Source organism: Micromonospora sp. NPDC049089 (genome assembly GCF_040648775.1).
In the GTDB taxonomy this organism is placed as follows: Bacteria; Actinomycetota; Actinomycetes; order Mycobacteriales; family Micromonosporaceae; genus Micromonospora.
Window position 1 is genome coordinate 1 of the sequence record NZ_JBEZEH010000023.1, and the last position, 22,097, is coordinate 22,097.

At 70.6% G+C, this 22,097-nt stretch carries 21 protein-coding genes and 1 riboswitch; of the genes, 12 read left to right on the forward strand and 9 right to left on the reverse strand.

Annotated elements, in window-relative coordinates; genetic code table 11:
• The first annotated feature begins 239 nt into the window (after window positions 1-239).
• Entirely contained in the window at window positions 240-812 is a 573-nt protein-coding gene (locus AB0B48_RS06505) for a peptidoglycan-binding domain-containing protein (RefSeq protein ID WP_357196816.1), read from the forward strand.
• A 162-nt stretch (window positions 813-974) separates the two neighbouring features.
• On the opposite strand, the gene AB0B48_RS06510 is transcribed toward AB0B48_RS06505, so the two are convergent.
• The 3 genes from AB0B48_RS06510 to AB0B48_RS06520 form a co-directional block, all read right to left on the reverse strand.
• On the reverse strand, window positions 975-1,493 hold the full coding sequence (locus AB0B48_RS06510; RefSeq protein WP_357196819.1) for a TrmH family RNA methyltransferase: 519 nt from the start codon (window positions 1,491-1,493) through the stop codon (window positions 975-977).
• A 339-nt stretch (window positions 1,494-1,832) separates the two neighbouring features.
• Window positions 1,833-4,316 carry a DNA topoisomerase IV subunit A gene (locus AB0B48_RS06515; RefSeq protein ID WP_357196822.1) on the reverse strand — a complete coding sequence of 828 codons (2,484 nt, stop codon included), beginning with the start codon at window positions 4,314-4,316 and terminating at the stop codon, window positions 1,833-1,835.
• Window positions 4,317-4,360: 44 nt separating this feature from the next.
• Window positions 4,361-6,490 carry a DNA topoisomerase IV subunit B gene (locus tag AB0B48_RS06520; RefSeq protein WP_357196930.1) on the reverse strand — a complete coding sequence of 710 codons (2,130 nt, stop codon included), beginning with the start codon at window positions 6,488-6,490 and terminating at the stop codon, window positions 4,361-4,363.
• A gap of 281 nt (window positions 6,491-6,771) precedes the next feature.
• Here AB0B48_RS06520 and AB0B48_RS06525 point away from each other — a divergent pair, with 281 nt between their 5' ends.
• Together AB0B48_RS06525 and AB0B48_RS06530 are read left to right on the forward strand one after the other, a co-directional pair.
• Complete coding sequence (locus tag AB0B48_RS06525; RefSeq protein ID WP_357196825.1) at window positions 6,772-8,028, forward strand: hypothetical protein; 1,257 nt, start codon at window positions 6,772-6,774, stop codon at window positions 8,026-8,028.
• Window positions 8,029-8,171: 143 nt separating this feature from the next.
• Window positions 8,172-9,035 carry an alpha/beta fold hydrolase gene (locus AB0B48_RS06530; protein WP_357196828.1) on the forward strand — a complete coding sequence of 288 codons (864 nt, stop codon included), beginning with the start codon at window positions 8,172-8,174 and terminating at the stop codon, window positions 9,033-9,035.
• Between the two features lie 19 nt (window positions 9,036-9,054).
• Here the strand turns inward: AB0B48_RS06530 and AB0B48_RS06535 are convergent, their stop codons facing one another.
• A complete protein-coding gene (locus AB0B48_RS06535; protein WP_355006797.1) occupies window positions 9,055-9,225 on the reverse strand; it encodes a hypothetical protein in 171 nt (56 codons plus the stop codon).
• Window positions 9,226-9,422: 197 nt separating this feature from the next.
• Between AB0B48_RS06535 and AB0B48_RS06540 the strand changes: the two genes are divergently transcribed.
• Both AB0B48_RS06540 and AB0B48_RS06545 read left to right on the forward strand, forming a co-directional pair.
• The gene (locus AB0B48_RS06540) at window positions 9,423-10,052 is read left to right on the forward strand and encodes a hypothetical protein (protein WP_357196833.1); all 630 of its coding nucleotides are present in this window, start codon (window positions 9,423-9,425) and stop codon (window positions 10,050-10,052) included.
• Window positions 10,053-10,250: 198 nt separating this feature from the next.
• Complete coding sequence (locus AB0B48_RS06545) at window positions 10,251-10,622, forward strand: hypothetical protein (RefSeq protein ID WP_357196836.1); 372 nt, start codon at window positions 10,251-10,253, stop codon at window positions 10,620-10,622.
• Between the two features lie 36 nt (window positions 10,623-10,658).
• Here the strand turns inward: AB0B48_RS06545 and AB0B48_RS06550 are convergent, their stop codons facing one another.
• The gene (locus AB0B48_RS06550) at window positions 10,659-11,564 is read right to left on the reverse strand and encodes a DUF72 domain-containing protein (protein WP_357196839.1); all 906 of its coding nucleotides are present in this window, start codon (window positions 11,562-11,564) and stop codon (window positions 10,659-10,661) included.
• 134 nt (window positions 11,565-11,698) lie between these two features.
• Here AB0B48_RS06550 and AB0B48_RS06555 point away from each other — a divergent pair, with 134 nt between their 5' ends.
• The gene (locus AB0B48_RS06555) at window positions 11,699-12,202 is read left to right on the forward strand and encodes a DinB family protein (RefSeq protein ID WP_357196842.1); all 504 of its coding nucleotides are present in this window, start codon (window positions 11,699-11,701) and stop codon (window positions 12,200-12,202) included.
• Window positions 12,203-12,247: 45 nt separating this feature from the next.
• Here AB0B48_RS06555 and AB0B48_RS06560 read toward each other — a convergent pair whose 3' ends face one another.
• Both AB0B48_RS06560 and AB0B48_RS06565 read right to left on the reverse strand, forming a co-directional pair.
• The gene (locus tag AB0B48_RS06560) at window positions 12,248-14,311 is read right to left on the reverse strand and encodes a glycogen debranching N-terminal domain-containing protein (protein ID WP_357196845.1); all 2,064 of its coding nucleotides are present in this window, start codon (window positions 14,309-14,311) and stop codon (window positions 12,248-12,250) included.
• On the reverse strand, window positions 14,308-14,757 hold the full coding sequence (locus tag AB0B48_RS06565; protein ID WP_357196848.1) for an SCP2 sterol-binding domain-containing protein: 450 nt from the start codon (window positions 14,755-14,757) through the stop codon (window positions 14,308-14,310). The genes AB0B48_RS06560 and AB0B48_RS06565 overlap by 4 nt, the downstream gene beginning before the upstream one ends.
• 161 nt (window positions 14,758-14,918) lie before the next feature.
• Here AB0B48_RS06565 and AB0B48_RS06570 point away from each other — a divergent pair, with 161 nt between their 5' ends.
• On the forward strand, window positions 14,919-15,965 hold the full coding sequence (locus AB0B48_RS06570; RefSeq protein WP_357196852.1) for an NAD(P)-dependent alcohol dehydrogenase: 1,047 nt from the start codon (window positions 14,919-14,921) through the stop codon (window positions 15,963-15,965).
• 9 nt (window positions 15,966-15,974) lie between these two features.
• On the opposite strand, the gene AB0B48_RS06575 is transcribed toward AB0B48_RS06570, so the two are convergent.
• Window positions 15,975-16,484 carry a DUF664 domain-containing protein gene (locus AB0B48_RS06575; RefSeq protein ID WP_357196854.1) on the reverse strand — a complete coding sequence of 170 codons (510 nt, stop codon included), beginning with the start codon at window positions 16,482-16,484 and terminating at the stop codon, window positions 15,975-15,977.
• A gap of 78 nt (window positions 16,485-16,562) precedes the next feature.
• Between AB0B48_RS06575 and AB0B48_RS06580 the strand changes: the two genes are divergently transcribed.
• The gene (locus AB0B48_RS06580) at window positions 16,563-17,078 is read left to right on the forward strand and encodes a 2'-5' RNA ligase family protein (protein ID WP_357196857.1); all 516 of its coding nucleotides are present in this window, start codon (window positions 16,563-16,565) and stop codon (window positions 17,076-17,078) included.
• A gap of 208 nt (window positions 17,079-17,286) precedes the next feature.
• The gene (locus AB0B48_RS06585; RefSeq protein WP_357196860.1) at window positions 17,287-17,472 is read left to right on the forward strand and encodes a hypothetical protein; all 186 of its coding nucleotides are present in this window, start codon (window positions 17,287-17,289) and stop codon (window positions 17,470-17,472) included.
• A 15-nt stretch (window positions 17,473-17,487) separates the two neighbouring features.
• Here AB0B48_RS06585 and corA read toward each other — a convergent pair whose 3' ends face one another.
• On the reverse strand, window positions 17,488-18,621 hold the full coding sequence (gene corA, locus AB0B48_RS06590) for a magnesium/cobalt transporter CorA (RefSeq protein WP_357196863.1): 1,134 nt from the start codon (window positions 18,619-18,621) through the stop codon (window positions 17,488-17,490).
• Between the two features lie 155 nt (window positions 18,622-18,776).
• On the opposite strand from corA, the gene AB0B48_RS06595 reads away from it, so the two are divergent.
• From AB0B48_RS06595 to AB0B48_RS06605, 3 genes are all read left to right on the forward strand, one after another.
• The gene (locus AB0B48_RS06595; protein ID WP_357196866.1) at window positions 18,777-20,735 is read left to right on the forward strand and encodes an amino acid transporter; all 1,959 of its coding nucleotides are present in this window, start codon (window positions 18,777-18,779) and stop codon (window positions 20,733-20,735) included.
• An 86-nt stretch (window positions 20,736-20,821) separates the two neighbouring features.
• A riboswitch (SAM riboswitch) is annotated at window positions 20,822-20,933 on the forward strand.
• A 32-nt stretch (window positions 20,934-20,965) separates the two neighbouring features.
• Window positions 20,966-21,109: a hypothetical protein gene (locus AB0B48_RS06600; RefSeq protein WP_355006809.1), complete on the forward strand. Its 144-nt coding sequence runs from the start codon at window positions 20,966-20,968 to the stop codon at window positions 21,107-21,109.
• Window positions 21,110-21,209: 100 nt separating this feature from the next.
• Window positions 21,210-22,076, forward strand: a complete 867-nt coding sequence (locus AB0B48_RS06605; protein WP_357196870.1) for an ABC transporter substrate-binding protein — start codon at window positions 21,210-21,212, stop codon at window positions 22,074-22,076.
• Window positions 22,077-22,097: the final 21 nt, after the last annotated feature.

The following is a 22,097-nucleotide window of genomic DNA, read 5'->3' on the forward strand; positions in this document are numbered from 1 at the left end:
GCCCTCATCCCGCCGTCCAGGCGGGGGTTTTTATTATTATGGCTTTTTTGTGGGGGGGGTTTTCCGGCCCCCCCCCTACCTTCGCCGGGGGGGCCCCGGTGGGGGTGAGGACGGTTCTACCGTCCTCACCGCCCCATCCATCCACGCCTGGCGCGAGGCGCCTCGCCTCGTCGCGCCAGGCGTGACACCGCCGGCTGGCGCGTCGGTTGCCCCCCATGATCCCCGACCGAAGGAGATGCATGTCGTCGCACCGCTCCATCCGCCGCGTCCTCAAGAGAGCTGCGGTACCCGCCATCGGCGCAGCGTTGGCCATCGGCGTCAACGTCACCATCGCCACGCCGGCCGCAGCCAGCGGCTCCTACACGGGCAGGGCGTACGTCCATGGCACCGGCGCGGTGTCTGACGACTTCGATGACGAAGGCGTCACAAACGTCACCACGCACCGCAACTCGAACGTCGCCTGTCTGTGGCAGACGGTCCTCTGGGCGAATGGCTACCTGCCCTCGTCCGGGATCGACGGCGTCTTCGGCGACCAGACCGATGCCGCGACGAGGAACTTCCAGCGCGACAAGGGCCTCTCAGCGGATGGCTCCGCAGGCCGGAACAGCTGGACCAAGGCCGGCGACAAGCTGGTGCAGGACGACAGCCAGAACGGATGGGTGTACGTGGTGTACCGCGGGGCGACGGGTTCCCGGAGCCCGTACGGCTCGCACCAGTTCGTCCTGCAGCGTTCGCCCGACGGAAACTACCGGTTCTACCCGCCTCAGGGCGGCGGCCCCTACTGGGCCGCCTACAACTCCCGCACCTGCTGACCTCGCCCAGCACAGGCATCGCGAGTGGCCCGACCGCCACGAGCGACCAGCGACTCGCGAGGTAGGTCCGGACGCGGCCGGTCCGGTTGTCCGGACCTACCTCACGGTTCTTGGCATCGGGCAGCCCGGTCCGTCCCGGCCACATCTCGACTGGCGGCTGCCCTAGAGGAGGCCGGCTAGTTTGTAGAGGACCAGAGAGCCGGCGACCGCGACGTTCAGGCTGTGGCCGTGGCCGACCATGGGAATCTCCACCGCCGCGTCCAGCTGGTCGAGCGCCTCGGGTGGGATGCCCGTCGCCTCGTGGCCCAACAGCACCACGGTACGGCTCCGAGCGGCGGGCAGATCACCGAGCCGGACGGCCTCGTCGGCCAACTCCACCCCGAGGACCCGGGCACCGGCGGCCCGTTCGGCGGCCAGCCAGCGCAGCGGACTGCCGACCCGGTGAACGCAGCCCGGCTGGCGCAGCGTGTTGCCCCGGGCGACGGCCTCGTCCACCCAAGGGAACGGCGGCACGGCGAGGCAGGCGCCGACCGCGTCGCACGTACGCAACAGGGTGCCCAGGTTCGCGCCGTGCAGCGGCCAGAGCGGCGCGGCGATCAGGTGACCCCAACAGCGGTGTGGCCGGGGACGGCGGGCGGCACGTAACTCACGCCTCGGCCGGACCCGGATGGCGGCGCTCACGCCGCGCCGGCGACTCCGCCGGACAAAGAAGAAATCATGTTGAGGGGTGCTTCGCGGTGCACCCGGACCCTCACCGACAACAGAGGGCACCACCATACCCCGCCAGCGGACGCCCCACTCCGCATGATCGTGCTGGATCCAGGATCGAGTGGCATCACCGCGTCGGTGAAACCACTACTTCCTGGATCGAGCACGATCTTCGGCGGCTCGACCGTCAAGATCCGCGCAGCTTCAGGGAAACTGCTGCCTGCGGCATCCCGGAAGCAGCAACTTCCCCCACGTCGTGCGGATCTTTGGGCCGGGGCACGCCCCGGGGGCGGCACGACAACGGGTGAGGGGTCAGTCGCGTTCGATCAGGTGGCCTACCACCGTTGGGCCGAGCATCACCGCGAAGCCGCTTCCGTCGCGGCGTGGGTCCGCAGCGGGCAACTCGACCGGCTCGCCGGTGCCGGTCGCGCCGACCGGTCGCGGGCCCACCCAGGCGACGGCCACGTCCGTCTCACCCTTGAGGAAGCGGTGCGCGCGCACGCCGCCGGTCGCCCGGCCCTTTGCCGGGTACGCCTTGAACGGCGTCACCTTGACCGTCGCGCCGGTGGAGGTGACCACCATCGGCTCGCCGTGCCCCGGGTCGTCGGTGCGCACCGCGCCGAAGAACGCGACCCGCGCCCCGACCGGCAGATTGATGCCGGCCATACCGCCGCCCTTGAGGCCCTGCGGCCGCACCAGCCCGGCGGGGAAGCGCAACAGCGACGCCTCCGAGGTGACGAAGGTCAGCGTTTCGGTGCCGTCGGTCAGCCAGGTCGCCCCGACCACCTCGTCACCGTCGCGCAGACCGATCACCTCGAACTCGTCCGAGCGCACCGGCCACTCCGGCGAGCAGATCTTCACCGCGCCCTGCCGGGTGCCCAACGCCAGCCCCGGTGAGCCCTCCGCCTGCCCGCCGAGCGGGGCCAGGCCGACGACGGTCTCCCCCGCCGCCAACGGCACCAGCTCGGCAGCGGACATACCGCCACGCAGTGACACGGTGCCCGCCTGCTCGGGCAGCACCGGCAGCGGCAGGACGTCGACCTTGAACGCCCGACCGGCGCTGGTCAACAGCAGCACCCGACCACGGGCGGTGGAGTGCACTGTGGCGCGTACCGTGTCGTGCTTGACCCGGCCGTTGCGTCGGCGCCCTTCGGAGCTCTCCTCCGACTCGGCCGCGGTCCGGGCGACCAGCCCGGTCGCGGAGAGGATCACCTGGCACGGGTCGTCGGCGACCTCCAGCGGGCCGGCCGGCGCGGACGCGGCCAACACCTCCTTGAGGTCACCGTCGACAAGCGTCGTGCGACGTTCGGTGCTGAACTGCTTGACCACGGCCGCCAGCTCGTCGGAGACGACCTTTCTGAGCACCCGCTCGTCGTCGAGGATCTTGCTCAGCTCGGCGATCTCGGAGCGCAGCCGCTCCTGCTCGGCCTCCAGCTCGATCCGGTCGAACTTGGTCAGCCGGCGCAACGGAGTGTCCAGGATGTACGTGGCCTGGATGTCGGAGAGGCCGAACCGGCTCATCAGCCCGTCCTTCGCAGCCTGCGCGTCGTCGCTGCCCCGGATCAGCCGGACCACCTCGTCGATGTCCAGCAGCGCGATCAGCAGGCCGTCGACCAGGTGCAGCCGTTCCTGACGCTTACGCCGACGGTACGAGGTGCGCCGGGTGACCACCTCGTACCGGTGGGCCAGGAAGACCTCCAGCAGCGCCTTGAGGCCCAGCGTGCGCGGCTGCCCGTCGACCAGGACCAGGTTGTTGACGCCGAACGACTGCTCCAGCGGGGTCAACCGGTAGAGGTCGGCGAGCAGCGCCTGTGGGTTGACTCCGACCTTGCACTCCACGACGAGCCGGGTGCCGCTCTCCCGGTCGGTGAGGTCCTTGACGTCCGCGATGCCGGTCAGCCGCTTGGTCTTGGTGACCTCGTTCGTGATCGCGGCGATGACCTTCTCCGCGCCGACGCCGTAGGGCAGCTCGACAACGGTGATCGCCTGACGGCCCCGGCTGCCCTCGATCGGGCCGATCTCCACCTTGCCGCGCATCCGCACCACGCCGCGGCCGGTCTCGTACGCCCGGCGCACCTCGTCCAGGCCGAGCAGCACCCCACCGGTGGGTAGGTCGGGGCCGGGGACGAACTCCATGAGTTTGTCCAGAGTGGCGTCCGGGTGGTTGATCAGCCAGCGGGCCGCGGAGACGACCTCTGCCAGGTTGTGCGGGATCATGTTGGTGGCCATCCCGACCGCGATCCCGGACGCGCCGTTGACCAGCAGGTTGGGGAAGGCCGCCGGCAGCACTGTCGGCTGGGTCAGCGACCCGTCGTAGTTGGGTTCGACATCGACGGTGTCCTCGCCCAGCTCACCGACGAGCAGCATGGCCTCGCGGGACATTCGGGCTTCGGTGTAACGGCTGGCAGCCGGGCCGTCGTCTGGAGATCCAAAATTTCCATGCCCGTCGATGAGGGGCACGTTGAGCGAGAAGTCCTGCGCGAGGCGGACCATAGCGTCGTAAATCGCCGTATCACCGTGTGGATGATACTTTCCCATTGTATCGCCGACAATTCGGGCAGATTTCACGTGCCCGCGATCCGGACGGTAGCCCTGCTCGTACATCGACCAGAGGATGCGCCGGTGCACGGGCTTGAGGCCGTCGCGGGCGTCGGGCAGGGCGCGGGAGTGGATGACCGAGAACGCGTACTCCAGGTAGGAGTCGGAGACCTCGGTGACCAGCGGGTTGTCGAACACCCGCGCGCCGGCCTGGTCGAACGAGGAGAGGTCGACCTTGTTTTCCTTACGGCGTGCCATGACTCAGCTCTCCACTGGAACTGGAACTGGAACGGAACGGGCGCTCATGCGTCGATCGCATCCCGGTCGACGCGGTCGGCGGAGTCGATGAGCCAGTTGCGGCGCGGCTCGACCTTCTCGCCCATCAGCAGTTCGAGGATGCGTTCGGCGGCGTCGACGTCGTCGAGGGTGATCCGGCGGACGGCCCGCGTGGCCGGGTTCATCGTGGTGTCCCACAACTCGTCGGCGTCCATCTCACCGAGACCCTTGAACCGTGGGATGGGCGTGACGATCTGCTTGCCGGCCTTCTCCAGCTTGCGGACCGTCGTCTCCATCTCGGCCTGGGTGTAGGTGTAGACGGTCTGCGGACTGCGCCCCTTGGTGGTGATCTTGTGCAGGGGTGGCATCGCCGCGTAGAGCCGACCGGCCTCGATCAGCGGTCGCATGTACCGGGCGAACAGAGTGATCAGCAGCGTACGGATGTGGGCGCCGTCCACGTCGGCGTCGGCCATGATCAGCACACGACCGTAGCGCAGCGCGGAGAGGTCGAAGGTGCGCCCCGAGCCGGCGCCGAGGACCTGCACGATGGCCGCGCACTCGGCATTGTCCAGAACCTGCTGGAGGTTGGCCTTCTGCACGTTGAGGATCTTGCCGCGGATCGGCAGCAGCGCCTGGTATTCCGAGGAACGGGCCATCCGGCTCGTGCCCAGGGCGCTGTCACCCTCGACGATGAACAGCTCGCTGCGATCGATGCCGGTGGCCCGGCAGTCGACGAGCTTCGGCGGCATGGACGCGCCCTCCAGGGCGGTCTTGCGCCGAGCGGCGTCCTTCTGTTGCTTCTGGGTGAGCCGCACCCGGGCGGCGTCGACGATCTTCTGTAGGACGGTGCGCGCCTCGGCCTTGGTGCGCCGGTCCTCCAGCCATGCCTTGATGTGCGCGTCGACCAGGGACTGGAGAACCTTGGTGATGCCGGTGGTGGAGAGCTCGTCCTTGGTCTGCGAGGTGAACTGCGGCTCGGGGATCCGCACGTGCACCACCGCCGTCATCCCCTCCAGGACGTCGTCCAGGGTGGGGGGCTCCTCCTTGGCCTTGAGCAGACCGCGGGTGTTGCGGATCGCGTCGGCGAGCGCGCGGACGAGGGCCCGCTCGAAACCCTTGCGGTGGGTGCCGCCGTGCGCGTTACGAATGGTGTTGGTGAAGCACTCGACGGTGCGCTCGTAACCGGTGCCCCACCGGAACGCCACCTCGACCTCGGCGCGCCGCTGCACGTTGGACTGCATGACGCCGTTGGCGTCGGCGGCGTTCTCCCGGTAGGTGCCCTCGCCGTTGACCAGCAGTGTGCCGGAGACCGGCCGGTCGCCGGCCGGGGCGAGGAACTCCACCATGTCGCTGAGCCCGTTGGGGTAGTGGAACCGCTCCTCCGCGGGCGCCTCACCGGTCAGGTCGCGAAGCAGGTAGGTCACGCCGGGGACCAGGAAGGCGGTGTTGCGCAGCTTCATCCGGACGGCGTCGACGTCGAGCGCGGCGCCGGTCTCGAAGTAGCGGGCGTCGTGCCACCAGCGGATCGAGGTGCCGGTGCGCTGGCCGCGCTTCATGGCCCCGGTCACCTGGAGCCCGGGGCCGGCGGTGAAGGGGGCCTCCGGCCCGTCGCCGTCGAAGATGCCCGGGACGCCGTGTCGGAACGACATCGCGTGGATCTTGCCGGCCCGGCGGACGGTCACGTCGAAGCGACGGGACAGCGCGTTGACGGCCGACGCGCCGACGCCGTGCAGGCCCCCGGAGGTCTTGTAGCCGGAGCCGCCGAACTTGCCGCCGGCGTGCAACCGGGTCAGCACCAGCTCGACGCCGGAGATGCCGGACTTGGCGTGCACGTCGGTGGGGATGCCCCGGCCGTCGTCGTCGACCTGCACCGAGCCGTCGGCGTGCAGGATCACCTCGACGTGGCTGGCGTGACCGGCGACACCCTCGTCGGTGGAGTTGTCGAGGATCTCGTTGACGAGGTGACCCACGCCACGGCTGTCGGTGGAACCGATGTACATGCCGGGCCGCTTGCGGACAGCGTCCAGCCCCTCAAGGTGGGTGAGGTCATCGGCCCCGTACAGGGTGTCTGGCTCTGCGGTCAACTGGTCGTACTCCCCGGTCTCGGCGGTGTGCTGCCGGTTACCGGCGACATCAGCCGGCGTGGCGCGCCGCAGCGAGCCTAGCCCGAGGCTAGGACAACTACCGGAGGACCTACGCGACCCGCCGCGCGTGGCCGTCCGGACGTGAGCCAACGAACAGCGTTCGGGTGATCATGAAACCACGCAGAGACACCGCCTACCGGCACGCGGGGCCAACTCAACGCGGTAGCGGGTCATGCCTACGCGCCCGTGTCTTTCATCGAACGAATCTGTTACGGGCCATTGACGCCTGTCGCGCCGGGGTGATCTGATCGCGCTCTCAGAGAATCTTTCATCTTTCGATGGTTGGGGGCCCCATGCCCAGGTTCCGGCGTACCGCGCTCGCCGCGGGACTAACGATCGCCATGGCCGCGTTGTCGACCGCCGTCGCGCTGCCCGCACCCGCGGCTGCCGCGCTGCCCACCGCCGCGGTGGCACTCGGGGACAGCTTCATCAGTGGCGAGGGCGCCGGGGCGTACACCCCGGTCGTCGACGTCAACGGAGTCAGCCAGGGCTTCCCCGGCTGGACGGCGGCGAACAACAACGCGTTCTTCTGCCACCGTTCGGCGAACGCCTCGCTCAACCAGGCCAACCTGCCGGGCATCCAGAACCGGTTCAACCTGGCCTGCTCCGGTGGCCAGCCACACGACATCGCCAACGCCTCCCAGGCGCGGACCAACGGTCGTACCGTGGCCTCGCAGCTGAGCCAGTTGCGCGCCGTCGCGCAGACCCAGGACATCGACCTGGTGCTGATCGGCCTCGGCTCCAACAACAGCTCGTTCACCTTCGGCAGCGTCGCTGAGAAGTGCGCCAACCGGTTCATCGCCGACGCCTGGACCGGCTGGTGGGAGTTCTGGGCGTACCTGAACGGGCCGGTGGAGCAGAAGCCGTGCAGCGACGCCGACCTGGCCACCGCCGCGCAGCTCAGCGCCGCGACCGCAGAGACCACCGCAGCCGTACGCCAGATCCTGACCACCCTCGACCAGGTGGACGCGGACGGGCAGCACCGGGTGGTGTTCCAGGACTACACGAACCCACTGCCGCTGGACCTGAACCAGCAGTTCCACGAGGAGGACAGCCGGGACGACACCCGGGACAAGTTCCGTGACCTGGGTGCCGAGCGGTACGCGGCCGGTTGCCCGATCCACCGGGCCAGCCTGGCGCCGGGGCACCGCTTCTCCCAGGGTCTGGGCGGCATCGTGAAGTCCACCCGGGACACGCTGGCCGCCGAGTTCCCCGCCGACGACCTGGTGTACCTCAACGTGCAGCAGGCCTTCAACGGTGCCCGGCTCTGCGAGCAGACCAGCAGCCCGAGTGGCGCGTTGGCCACCCCGATCCGGCTCCAGGACGGCGCGACCGGCACCTTCGTCACCAGCCTCGCCGGCAAGGACAAGATCGCCATCCAGCGCATCGCCAACACCTGCGTCAGCTACTTCCAGACCTGCCAGGAGTCGTGGCACCCGAACGCCACCGGGCACCAGGTGCTCGGCCAGTGCCTGAGCGGCGCGGCGTCCACCAGCGCCCGAGCGGTGGCCTGCGTCCGGGCCAGCAACGGGGCGATCTCGCTCTCCTGACCACAGCGTCCTTCGGAGGGCTCCGCCGATCGGCGGAGCCCTCCGTCGCGTCCAGCGAGCGCGCGGCACGTCTGCCCGTCGCTGTCGTGGGGCCGCACGGCCGGCTACTACCCGCCGGTAACGTCAGGCCGTAGGCTGGGTCGGTGAACGGGGACCCGGAATACGCGCAGGAGTTCGTCGACGTCGACGGTGGCCGGCTGGGTGTGCAGGTCTATCCGGAGCCGCCCGGGGTGACCGGCGCGCCGGTGGTGGTGATCTGGCCGGCGATGGGGGTCCGGGCCCGGTACTACCGGCCCTTCGCCGCCGAGCTGCGCGCCGCCGGGCTCGCCGTGGTCGTGGCCGACCTGCGCGGCACCGGGGCGAGCACGCCCACGCCGAGTCGGGCGGACCGGCACGGTTACGCCGAGCTGGCCAACGACGTCGGCGCCGTCCTGGCCGCTCTCAAGCCGCGACTGGACGGGCGCACCCGACTGCTCCTCGGGCACTCACTCGGCGGGCAGGCCAGCCTGCTGCATCTCGCCCTGCACGGGACCGACGAGGTGGACGGCCTGGCGCTCATCGCCGTCGGCATCCCGTACTGGCGGACCTACCCGGGCCGGCGCGGCCTCGGCGTGCTGCCTCTCACCCAGGGGATCGCCGCGACGGCGGCGCTGCTCGGGGTCTGGCCCGGCTGGGGCTTCGGCGGCCGGCAGGCGCGCGGCGTGGTCCGTGACTGGGCGTACACGGCGCGGACCGGCCGTTTCCCCCGGCTCGACGGTACGGACAGCGAGGCGGCGGTCCGCGCGGTGCGGACCCCGGTGCTGGCGGTCAGTGTGGACGACGACCAGTTCACCCCGCACGAGACAATGGACCACCTCTGCGCGAAGCTCGTCGACGCGCCGGTGACCCGGGAGCGTTACACAGTGGCGCAGGCCGGGGCGACACTGGACCACTTCACCTGGGTCCGCGCGAGCGCCCCGCTGGCGCGGCGGATCGCCGGTTTCGTCGGCGACCTGCCGCCCCGCTGAGCCGTACCGGCCGGTCGGCTCACTCGTCCTGGTCCAGCGGCACGAGTTTCCCGTCCCGTTCCACCTGGATCTCGGCATGCTCCTTGCGGGGTGGGACCTCTGCGGTGTTCCGGTGTGGGTCGTTGTCGGGGTGCATGAGCACCGCGTCTGTTTTGGGGGTCTTCTCCCGGCTCTCGTCCGGCTGCGACATCGCGTTCCCCTCTCGTCGGCGTCGCTCGGGATCTACCCGCCGCCGGGCGAACGACTCCTGCCCTGGGCAGGTAGAACCGCCGACACCGCTGATGTCCGGTAGCGGCCCGCCACGGCGGTGATCGGCCCGCCCGGGGCGGGGTTAGCCGCTCGACCGGCGGGTAAGCCGCACCGCCCGACACGGCGGAAGGGGATCACATGTCCGAACGGCATACCGCACTGCGCTCGATGCACGATCTGGGCCTGGCGGCCTGGTTTGGCGGCTCCCTCATGGGTGCCTTCGGTGTCAACGGCGCAGCGGCGAAAATCAGCGACTCGACCCAGCGGCTCCCGGTCGCCTCGGCCGGATGGTCCAAGTGGACACCAGTCAACGCGGCCGCGATCGGCGCCCACCTGGCCGGCGCCGTCGGCGAGCTGGTGACCGAGAGCCCACGGGTGGCGGCCCAGGCCGGCGTGGGCCGGGCCAGCGCCATCAAGACCGCGTTGACCATCGGCGCGCTGGCGGTCACCGGTTACAGCCGGTTGGTCGGCATGCGGCTGGAAAAGGCGGGCGGTCCGTCGGTGAGCGGCGCCACCGAGCCGAACCACCAGACACCGGCCAGTGTGGCCTCGTCGCAGCGGCAGATGAAGCTGCTCCAGTGGGCCATTCCGGCGCTGACCGGGACCCTGGTCGTGGTCACCGCGTACATGGGTGAGCAGCAGAAGCCCGGCCAGGTGTTCCGCGGGATGCTCGGTCGCGCCGGTGGGATGAAGGGCGCCTCGAAGGGCATGATCAAGATGGCGGGAATGAGCAACGGCAAGCGGCCGATGGCGATGGCCGGACGCTGAACGGCAGGCCGGTCGGCGTCCCGCCGCCACCTCGACGGCGGGGCGCTGACCGGCCTGCTCGCGCACCGGAGCGATGACCGGTCCCGCGCGGGCGGCGGGCGTGCCGGCGACATGTCGTACGCCGCGCTCGGGCGGGCGGTCCCGGCCCGAGGACGGCACATCGTCCGCCGTAGCGGCGGACCGACGAGCGGGGTGGCCATGACGGCGCACGAGGGACGCAGCGGGAACAACGACCGGCTCGAGCCGGAGGCGACCAAGCCGTGGGGCACCGGCGACGACTTCGACGCCGACGCGCCCTGGGGCACCGGCGACGACTCACCGATGGACGAGGGCAGCGAGGAGACCGCGGTGCCCGCGGGACGGCGCGGAGAGCGACGCGCGGGTGCCCCGGTGGGCCGGTCGGACCCGGCGGGACGACACGGCTTCGGCTCGGTCGAGCCGACCCGTACGACGATGGCCGGACCCGGTGCCCCACCCGATCCCGCCCCCAGCGGCAGGAGCTTCCCCGACGACGCGGACATCGGCGAGTCGACCCAGGACGCCCTGCGCAGCCGGGGACGCCGGTCCTGAGCGGACCGGCGTCGGGCCAGGTGACCGGTGCGGAGATCAGCCGGTCGCCGGAACGGCCTGTTCGACGAGCATCGTCTCGGCGAGCAGTTGCGCCAGTCGGGTGGCGTCGCGCTGGGCCTGCCCGGCGCAGCAGTTGTTGAACAGCACGTGCAGCTCGTCGGAGAGGTCGGCGAACTCGGCCAGCAGCCCGGCCCAGTGTCGGAGCTCGTCCTCGGCGTAGGCGTACCGGAACTTGTCCTGCTTGTCGCCTTCACGCCAGGCGTCGCTGTGACCGTGGAACCGGACGATCGCCGGCTCCGCCGTCATGGTCAGGATCGGCGGCACCGACGACGGGTGCCCCTGTGGCATGTCGACGCAGACCAGGGACAGGTCGTGGGCGCGTAGCAGGTCCAGAGTGTCCGCGGCCGCGTCGTCGTCCAACCAGGAGCCGTGCCGCAGCTCCACACCGACCCGCCACGGGCGGCAGCGCTGCGCCAGCTCGACGATCCGGCGTTCGGCAGCGGGGCTACGCACCAGCCACGGCGGGAACTGCAACATCACCACACCGAGCTTGCCGGCCGCCGCGATCGGGTCGAGGGCCGCGCGGAACCGGGCCCACAGCTCGTCGTACGCCGGCTCCGGCAGGTCCCGGCGGCGGATCCGGCTCGGGCCGCCGGCCGGTCGCAGGTCCCGTGGCAGCACGGCGACCGGTGTCGGGTGACCGGTGAAGAGGCTGAACGCCTTGACGTCGAAGGTGAAGTCGTCCGGTGTGGCGTCCACCCAGCCCTGGGTCGTCTCCGGCACCGGGATGGCGTAGTAGGACGTGTCCACCTCGACCATCGGGAACTGGCTGGCGTAGAAGCCCAGTCGACGGGCCGGCGTGCTGGCCGAGCGTGGGTACCACCCGGAACGCAGCAGGGACTGGTCCGCCCAGGACGACGTGCCCACCTTAATCACACCCATGTCATTCAGTGGACCGCCATCGGCGCGGATCGGCAACCGCTGGCGGGTCTTCGGTCGAGGAGGTGTCGTGCCCGGGAAGTGTCGGTGCCTCGCCCTACGGTGGCACCGGGTGGACATCAACGAAGGGTGGCGGCATGACCAGCACTGAGCGGCTCACCGGCGAGCGCGCCGATCTCCTGCAGACACTCCGCAGGCACCGCGGTTTCCTCCTGCAGACGGTCGACGGGCTCACCGACGAGCAGGCGGCCAGCCACCCCACCGTCAGCGGGCTCTGCCTCGGCGGCCTCATCAAGCACGTGTCCGGCGTCGAGCACCGGTGGATGCTCTTCGCCGCCGGTGGTGCGGAGGCGATGAACCGCGAGGAGATCGACTGGGTCGGTCAGTTCCAGATGTTGCCGGGCGAGACCCTCGCCGGGCTGGTCGAGCGCTTCCAGGAGGTGGCCGCCCGGACCGACGAGTTGACCGCCACTCTCGACCTGGACGCGGCGCACCCGCTGCCGCAGGCGCCCTGGTTCGAGCCGGGAGCGAGTTGGACGGTCCGGCGGGTGCTGCTGCACCTGATCGCCGAGACGGCCCAGCACGCCGGGCACGCCGACATCCTGCGGGAGTCGATCGACGGCGCCAAGACGATGGGCTGACCCGACCACCGCGCGGGCGGGTCGCGCGGTGGTCGCCGACAAGCCTCAGCGGAGTCGGGTGCGTGCCCGAACCTCGGTGGTGCGGTCCCTGGCGTAGGCGTCGGAGTGGCCCCAGCGGCCCGGGATGTCCAGCAGCTCCAGCCGACCGAACCCCTCGGGCACGGCCGGGTTCACCAGCAGGTTGTCGCCGGTGGGTCGCAACCCCAGGGTGGTGCTCAACAGCATCAGCAGTGCCCCGGACGACCACGACTGCGGGCGCGCGGCCCCTGGCAACTGCACCGGATACTTCGTCAGGCTGCGCTCGTGCCCGGCGATCGCCTCCGGCACCGCGCCGCCGAGAGTCTGCGCCAGGTCGAAGATGCCGCCCGCGATCGTGGCCGCGTGCGTGTCGCAGCCGTAACGGCGCAGACCAGCGGCGATCAGAGCGTTGTCGCCCGGCCACACCGCCCCCAGGTGGGCGCCCACCGGGTTGTACGGGCGCTGCCCGGTGGCGAAGGTGCGCACCCCCCAACCACTGAACAAGCGCGGTCCGACCAGGTGCTCGGCGACCGTCTCCGCGCGGTCGTCCGGGACTATCCCGCTCCAGAGCAGATGCCCCATGTTGGAGGCCAACGCGTCGACCGGCTCACCGTACGGGTCGAGTGCCAACGCGTAGTAGTCCCGGTGGGGCAGCCACCAATCCCGGTTGAAGCGGTCCTTCAGCGCCGCGGCTTCCCGCTCCAGCCGGTCGGCGTACGCGGGGTCGTCCCAGAACTCCCGGGCCAGCCGGGCGCCCCGCCTCTTCGCGTCGTACGCGTAGCCCTGCAACTCGCAGGTGGCGCGGGGGAATGCGGGTTGCCTGTCGTCGGCGCTGGTGATTGCGTCCGGGGAGTCCTTCCAGCACTGGTTGACGGCACCGTGGCGCTCGTTTCGACGCTGGTAGCGCACATAGCCGTCTCCGGTCATGTCGCCGTACTCGTCGATCCAGTCCAGCGCCATCCGGGCCGGGTGGCGCAACTCGCGTACCAGGTTCCCGTCACCGGACCACCGCTCGTACTCGTCGAGCAGGACGACGAAGAGCGGGCTGGTGTCCGCCGATCCGTAGTACAGCGCGTTAGCCCGGTCGCCGAACGCGCCGGACTCGCCGTACCGGAGGTGGGCCAGGATCTTTCCTGGTTCCTCGTCCAGTTCGTCGTCGAGATGGCCGCCCTGCATGAAGGCCAGCATCCGCAGCGTCGCGGGGGTCAGTTGCGGGGTGAACGCCAGCGTCTCCAGGCACGTGATGATGCTGTGCCGTCCGCACAACCACATCGCCCACGGCAGACCGGCGATCGGCACACGGGCGTCGTACGACAGCGGCTGGTACCGCAGTGCCGCCAGGTCGGCCAGGCTGCCCCGGTACATCTCCTCCAGTCCGGCGCGTTCGGCCACCAGTTGCGGCGCCTGGTCCATCCAGTTCGCCAGGCTCTCGCGCATCCCGGTACGCACGGCCCGCTGGTGGGACTCCAGGGAGTCGCGGACGTCCTGCCCCTCCGCACCGCCCATGGTCATGGAGATGTGCAGGTCGGTCTCCCACTGCCCCTCCGGGGCGATCCGGACCCGGAACGTCATTCCTCCCTCGTCCACCTCGACCGGTTCGGTGCTCCGCACTGTGGTCTGGCGGACGAAGCGCTGCCGTTGGTACCGCAGCACGAGCTGCTGGTTCGTCGAGTCCGCAGCGACCTCGACGGCCCGCTGGCGGAGGTGCCCGATCTCGGCGATGTCGGTGAAGTCGCTGCCCATCTCCACTCGTATCGTGAAGTCGGCCGGCTCCGACGAGTGGTTGAGCACCGTGATGCTCTCGTGCAGACAGTCGTGGATCGAGCGGTGGCGGATGATCGACACGTCGGCGTCGACGTAGTGGCTGGCCGCGCCGGGGACCAGGACGAACCGCGTCTCGAAGTACGTCAGGTCGTCGCGGGAAAGCGCGTTGATCCGTTCGCCGTCGATCCTGAGCACCCAGTGGGACAGGAAACGGGTGTCGTACGCGAAGAGCCCGACGGGTGACCGCGGGTCGGCCTCGATGTCGCCCTGAGCGTCGGAGATCGCGAACACGTTACCGGCGATCACGTGGAGCAGTTCCTGCCTCACGACCGTCCCTCCCAAGCGTGCACCGGGCGACGGTCTGAGGCCTGGGCACCCGCCGCGCTCCGGTCCGAGGGCCGAGCGGCAAGGGCAGCGCGGCCGAGCTCCCGGGGATGCCGGGCGCCGCTCGGCCCCGCGAAGATCCGCCGCAGCAGCATCAGCAGTCGCATGTCGCCGTGAAGGGCGAGGTCGTTGCGCAGCAGAGCCGCGCCGGGGTGCAGCTGCCCGTTGACCATCCGGTCGAACACCCGACGGTCCGCGCTGACGACCAGGTCGGCGTCGTCGGCCGACCGTGCCACCTGAACCTGCTGGTCGGCGACTGTGAGGTACCAGTGATCGGTGCTGCCGTCGTCGCGCACGTCCAGCCGCAGCGTTCCCGCTGTGGTCTCCGGCAGGTCGGGCCGCCGACCGGTGTCCAGCCGTCGCAGGTACTGCTCCGCCGTCGCGCCCATCGGCTCCCCTCCCCACGGTTCCCCGCAGGATCACCCGCGTCGGGGTGAGCCCGGTTCACCCGAAACAGGTGAGGTGCCAGATCTGCTGCGGCGTCGGCCCGTTTGCTCCGGGACGAGGTGGGCAGCCCAGTGGTTCAGCCGAGCGGACGGGAGCACCGGTTATGCGCGCGCTGCGATTGCGGGAGTGGAAGTCGGAACCGGAGTTGGTTGAGGTTCCCGATCCGACGCCGGGGCCAGGTCAGGTGGTGGTCCGGATCGGCGGTGCCGGCGCCTGCCATTCCGACCTGCACCTGATGGACGAGTTCGAGCCCGGCACGATGCCCTGGAACCCACCTTTCACTCTCGGGCACGAGAACGCCGGCTGGGTGCACGCCCTCGGTGCCGGGGTGACCGGGCTGTCGGTCGGCCAACCGGTCGCCGTCTTCGGCGCGTGGGGCTGCGGCACCTGCGCCCGATGCCGGGTCGGGATCGACCCGTACTGCGAGAACCAGTCCGCTGCGCCCGTACCGAGCGGGGGCGGCGGCCTTGGACTGGACGGCGGCATGGCCGAGTTCGAGCTGGTCCCGGACGCGCGGCACGTCGTGCCTCTTCCGGAGGGTCTGGACCCGGCACAGGCCGCACCGCTCACCGACGCAGGGCTCACCCCGTACCACGCCGTCCGGCGCTCCTGGCCGAAGCTGCCACCGGGCAGCACGGCCGTGGTGATCGGGGTCGGCGGGCTGGGGCATGTGGGTGTGCAGATCCTCAAAGCCACCACAGCCGCCCGAGTGATCGCCGTGGACACCCGGGCCGAGGCGCTGCGGCTGGCCGAGGAGTGCGGCGCCGAGCGCACCGTGACCTCCGGCCCGACCGCCGCCGAGGAGATCCGGGACGCCACCGACGGGCGGGGCGCCGACGTGGTGCTGGACTTCGTCGGCACGGACACCACCCTGGCGCTCGGCGTGGCGGCGGCCCGCACCGTGGGCGACCTGACCATCGTGGGGATCGGCGGCGGCACCGTGGGGGTGTCGTTCTTCTCCGTGCCCTACGAGGTGAGTATCGCGACCACGTACTGGGGCAGCCGCCCCGAGCTGGTGGAGGTGCTCGACCTGGGTGCCCGGGGCCTGGTCCGTCCGAAGACCACCACCTTCGCGCTGGACGACGCGCTGGACGCGTACCGCCAGTTGCGCGACGGGACCCTTGAGGGCCGGGCGGTGATCGTGCCGTGAGCCCGGTGGTCAGTCGGCCTGGATGAGGCCGCGCACGTAGGCGGCCTGGCCCACGTGTTGCAGGTCGTCGTCGACGATGCTGACCAACCGGACGCCGAGGGTGACCGGCGGGTCCCACGCCTCGTCGACCACGCGGTCCAGGTCCGCCGGGCCCAGGCCGGCCAGCAGGCTTCCGGTACGCGCCGCGACCGCCTCGTAGTAGTCGATCAGCGCCTGCGCGCTCTCCGGCCGCACGGCGGCGACCTGAGCGGGCGAGTGCCCGTAGCCGGTGTTGTCGGGGTCGGCGGCGAGCCCGAACCGACCCGCCCAGTCGCCGCTCACCCAGATCTGCTCGGCGTCGAGCAGGTCGGCGACGTGGTGGTCCTGCACCCGGGTGAGGTGCCAGACCAGCCAGCCGACCGAGTTGGCGCCCGGCCCGGGCTGGTGGCGCAGTTGCTCGGGGCTGAGGCCGTCGACCGCCGCGCGGACGAGGTCGGGCAGCCTGTCGTACGCCTCGGTCAGCAGGTCACTCACGTTCACGGGTACGCCTTCCAGGTCGGTTTCCGAACAGGTACCGCCAACCCATGGCGCGCAAACCTCGGCCGCTACGGTGATCGAATGGTCGCCGCGGTGGAGTTGTACCTGGACCCGGACGCCACCCGCCGGATCCGGGTGCTCTGGGACGCGCTGGAGGCCGAGGGGGTGCAGAGCATGCGCTCGCTGCTGGAGCAGCGCCACCGTCCGCACGTCTCGCTCATGGTGGCGCCCCGTTTCGACCCGGAGCAGGTCGCCGAGGCGCTACAGGGGACTGTGGTGGCCGCCCCGCTGCGGCTCGACTTCCAGCATGCCGGCCAGTTCGTCGGTCGGGTGCTCTGGCTCGGGCCGGCGCCCACCCCGGAGTTGCTCGCTCATCACCGGCTGGTGCACGACCGGCTCGCCGCCGCCGGCATCGCCCTCGCCGAGCACTACCGGCCGGGGCGGTGGGTGCCGCACTGCACGCTCTCCATGCGGGTGCCGAACACGCTGATGGCCGCCGCGGTGCGCCGCTGTCTGGAGGTGTTGCCGCTGAGCGCGACAGTGGTCGGCGCGGCGCTCACCGACCACGCGCGAGGAGTCGCCCACCCGCTGCCGTGACCGCACCTCGACCATCGAGGCGTAATGTCCGGTTTGGCGGGCGGCAGTCGGAAACCCGAAAACAAGCGGTGCGGATGCGGCCGGGCGTGGGAAGGTTCGAGTGGCTGTCGTACCGGTGGTGGGCTGCTCACAGGTGGTCCGCCCGGCCGGTGTGGCGCGGGGTCACCCCGCGCCACCCACGGCGGCTCGACGAGGAGAGGCAGGGCCCATGCAGGCTCAGCGCAGGCCACCGCGCACGGAGCGGAGCCAGACCCGGGAAGACCGGACCGGCGGGGGAATGACCGGAGCGGCCACGCCACTGACGATCTGGGCGGCCGCCGTACTGCTCGGCCGGATCAGTGCCGGCGACGACGACGTCGAGGACGAACGGCACATCCTGCGCGGCATCGAGTGAACCCGCCCGCGCGGGTCAGAGCCAGCCGCGCCGCTTGAAGATCACATAGAGGGTGCCGCAGACCAGCAGCATCAACAGCAGCGCGAAGAGGTAACCGAAGCGCCAGTTCAGCTCCGGCATGTGGACGAAGTTCATGCCGTACACGGTGCCGATGAGCGTGGGAGCAAAGAGGATCGCCGCCCAGGAGGAGACCTTCTTCAGCTCCTCGTTCTGGCTGTAGCTGGCCGCGGTGAGGCTGCGCATCTCCTCGTTCTGCTGCTGCGAGACGAGGGTGGCGTTGACGGTGAGGATGTTCTGCAACAGGTGCCGGAAACCGTCCACCCGCTCCACCACCTGGGTCAGGTGGTCGGTCACGTCGCGCAGGTAGCGGCGCAGCTCCTCGTCGGCGCTGGCGCTGCCGGCGCCGTCGGCCAACGCGTCGAGCACGCTCAGCAGCGGGCGGGCAGCCCGCTGGAACTGGATGACCTCGCGGCTGAGCCCGTAGATGCGGCGGCTGGCGTTCGGGTCGCCACCGAACACCTGGGTCTCGATCTCGTCGATGTCGTTCTCCAGTCCGGCCACCACCGGCGCGTACCCGTCGACGACCTGGTCGAGGATCGCGTACAGGACCGCCTCCGGCCCCCGGGCGAGCATCTGCGCCTCGGTCTCCAGCCGCCGCCGCACCGCGGCCAGGTCGGGCGCCTCACCGTGTCGGACGGTGACGACGAACCCCGGGCCGATGAACAGGTGCAACTCGGAGAACTCGACCTCCTCCCGGAGGTCGTCGTAGCGGGCGGCACGCAGCACCACGAACAGGGTGTGCCCGTAGCGCTCCAGCTTGGGCCGCTGGTGGGCGTTGATCGCGTCCTCGACCGCCAGGTCGTGCAGCCGAAACTCCCGGGCCAGCGAGGTGATCTGCTCGATGTCGGGGCGGTACAACCCGATCCAGGCCATTGCGCCGTCCTGCTCCTGGAGGCAGCGGTACGTCTCGGCGAGGCCGGACGGCGAGGCGAACCGGTGCCCCCGGATGTAGACCGCGCTGTCCACCAGGCCGCCGTGGGACGCGGCGGCGGGTGACTCCGTGGGCGGCGGCACACCGACCCTCGTCTCGTACTCGTCGAGTTGGCGGCCGAAGCCACCACCCGGGCGGAAGCGACGGCCGCCGACCATGCCCTGTCCCCTCCCCCGGTGCCGTCCCGACCAGCCCGGGGCGCTGCTTCCCCTCTGTCCTGGGCCCTGAAACCCGCAGTGGCGTCGGTTGGGTTCCGCGCACCAGCGGACGGGGCCGGCCCGCCGGGCGGATACTCACGGTGACCGTGGGCGGGATGACGGGGGACGCGCCGGTGAAGGTCGACAGACGCACCGGCCGGTTGCGGGGGTGGCTGCTCAAAGCCGGCTCGGACCAGGCCGTGCAGCACCCGGGACCGCACGGGCGCCCGCCGGAGCGCCGGCACCACCCGTGGTGGAAGGTGATGTGCCTGACCGGGGTCGACTACTTCTCCACGCTGGGTTACCAGCCGGGCATCGCGGCGCTGGCCGCCGGGGCGCTCTCACCGGTGGCGACCCTGGTGCTGGTGCTGGTGACACTGCTGGGGGCGCTGCCGGTCTACCGGCGGGTGGCGGTGGAGAGCCCACACGGTGAGGGCTCGATCGCGATGCTGGTACGCCTGCTGAGCTACTGGCCGGGCAAGTTGCTGGTGCTGGTGCTGCTCGGTTTCGTGGCCACCGACTTCATCATCACCATCACCCTCTCGGCCGCTGACGCGACGGCGCACATCGACGAGAACCCGTTCTGGCCGAGCGGGCTCAAGGGTCACGAGGTACTGGTCACGCTGCTGCTGGTGTCGCTGTTGGGCGCGGTGTTCCTCAAGGGATTCACCGAGGCCATCGGGATCGCCGTCGTCCTGGTCGCGGTCTACCTGACGTTGAACGCGGTGGTGGTGGCCGACGCGCTGTGGCGGGTGGCGACGCATCCGAGCGCGGTCGGCGACTGGACCACGATGCTGACCACCGGGCACGGCGATCCGTGGCTGGTGGTCGGGCTGTCGCTGTTGGTCTTTCCGAAGCTGGCGTTGGGTCTGTCCGGCTTCGAGACCGGGGTGGCGGTCATGCCGAGCGTACGGGGTGACCCGCAGGACTCGGAGGCACGACCGCTGGGCCGGATCCGTGGCGCGCGCCGGCTGCTCACCACCGCAGCGGTGATCATGAGCGTCTTCCTGATCACCAGCAGCGTGACGACCACGGTGCTCATCCCACCGGAGGCCTTCCGGCCGGGTGGACCGGCGAACGGGCGCGCGTTGGCCTACCTGGCGCACGCCCACCTCGGCGAGGTGTTCGGCACCATCTACGACCTGTCCACGATCGGAATCCTCTGGTTCGCCGGTGCATCGGCGATGGCTGGTCTGCTCAACCTCGTGCCGCGCTACCTGCCCCGTTACGGCATGGCGCCGACCTGGGCGCGAGCCGTCCGGCCGCTGGTGCTGGTCTTCACCGCCGTGGCGTTTCTGATCACGATCGTCTTCGAGGCCAGCGTGGACGCGCAGGGCGGCGCGTACGCCACCGGGGTCCTGGTGTTGATCACCTCGGCCGCGACGGCGGTGACGCTCGCGGCGCGCCGGCAGCGTCAACGCGGCCGTACCATCGCGTTCGGCGTCATCGCGGTGATCTTCGTCTACACCACGTCGGCGAACGTGGTGGAACGCCCGGACGGCGTCAAGATCGCGGGCTGTTTCATCGGCGGGATCATCCTGGTGTCGGTGCTGTCCCGGCTGATGCGGGCCTACGAGCTGCGCGTCGACCACATCGAGCTGGACGACACCGCCGCTCGGATGATCGACGAACGCGCCGGACGACGGATCCGCCTCATCGCGCACGAACCCGACCGGCGCGACGAGGCGGAGTACCGCGCCAAGCTGGCGCAGACCATGGCGGACAACGAATTTCCCGACGACAGCGACGTCATCTTCGTCGAGGTCACTGTCACCGACCCGTCCGACTTCGAGACCGAGCTGCTGGTCAGCGGCGGGGTGGTCGACGGCCGCTTCCCGGTGCTCAGCCTGGCCAGCTCGTCGGTGCCCACCGCGCTCGCCGCCCTGTTGCTGGAAATCCGCGACCGCAGCCGTCGACGCCCTCACATCTACTTCGAGTGGTCCGAGGGTGGCCCGACCCGCAACTTCCTGCGCTACCTGGCGTTCGGACAGGGTGCCATCGCCTCGGTGACCCGGGAGATCCTGCGCCGCCAGGAGCCCGACCCACACCGTCGACCGCACGTGCATGCCGGCTGACCTGCGAGCCGGCAGTCCGTCGCGCACAGTGAGCGTGGTCATACCGACTGGACGATCCACCCCTTCCTGCTGCTAGCCTCGGCGCAGGTCATGAGCGCCAGCGCGAAGCCCCGGCTCGCTGGCCGGCAACCCTCCTCCGCGGTGGGGTGCCCCGGGTGAAGACCAGGCACCGGCAGGACGTCGGTGCAAGCGTGGCCTGGCACCCAGGTCAGCACAGACCCGGGAGAACCATGCGCATCATCCTCAGCACCACCCCACCGACCGACGTCGCGGACTCCCGCACCGGTCGACCCTCGCCCGCACTGATCCGGCGACGGCACGTGGACATGATGCGAATGTGCAGCGCCGCCTGTCGTCGCGGCACCGCGCTCTAGCACCCCCTTCCCGAGCTCCTTTCCCACCGGTACGCCCATCGGGCGCGCCGTCGGTGGCGCACGTCCGTGCGCGCCGAGACACCACCCTTCGGAGACACCAGTGCGATTCCTTCCTGCCCTGACCCGCGCCGCCGCCCTGGGCGCTGTCACGATCCTTGCCGCCACCGCCCTCACCGCCTGCGGAGACGACAGCTCCTCCGACGCCGACGCCAACCCGTACGGCCTGGCCAAGTCGGGAGTGCTGCGCGCCGGAACGCTGACCGACGCCCCGCCGAACGTGTACCTCGAGGACGGCAAGTTCACCGGCTTCGACAACGACCTGCTGACCGCCGTGGCCGGCAAGCTCTCCCTCACTGTCGAGTTCGTCGGCACCGACTTCTCCGCGCTGCTCAGCCAGGTCAACAACCGCAAGTTCGACGTCGGCAGCTCCTCGATCACCATCACCGAGGCCCGCAAGAAGACTGTGGACTTCGGCAACGGCTACGACTTCGGCTACTTCGGCCTGGACGTCCCGACCGGCTCGCCGATCACCAGCTTCGACCAGCTCGCTGGCAAGCGGGTCGTGGTGGTGCAGGGCACCGTCCAGGACGACTACGCCACCGGCAAGCAGCTCAACCCGGTGCGGGTGCCGGACTACAACGGCGCGATCAACCAGCTCAAGGCGGGCACCGCCGACGCCTGGATCGCCCCGGCGGAGATCGGTGAGAAGTCGGCCGCCGACAGCAAGGGCAAGATCACCGTGGCGGCCAAGCAGCTCAGCCCGGCACCAACCGCGTACGCGGTGGCCAAGGGGAACGACAAGCTGCGCGAGGCGCTGAACAAGGCCCTCGACGAGGTCATCGCCGACGGCACCTGGACCCGGTTGCAGGCCCAGTACTACCCGGGCCGTCCGATCCCGGCGGACTTCGCCCCGGGCAGCGGCGCGGTCAAGGTCGCGCCGTCGGCGTCCGCGTCGGCCGCGTCCTGAGCCGGTGACGAGCGAGCGGGG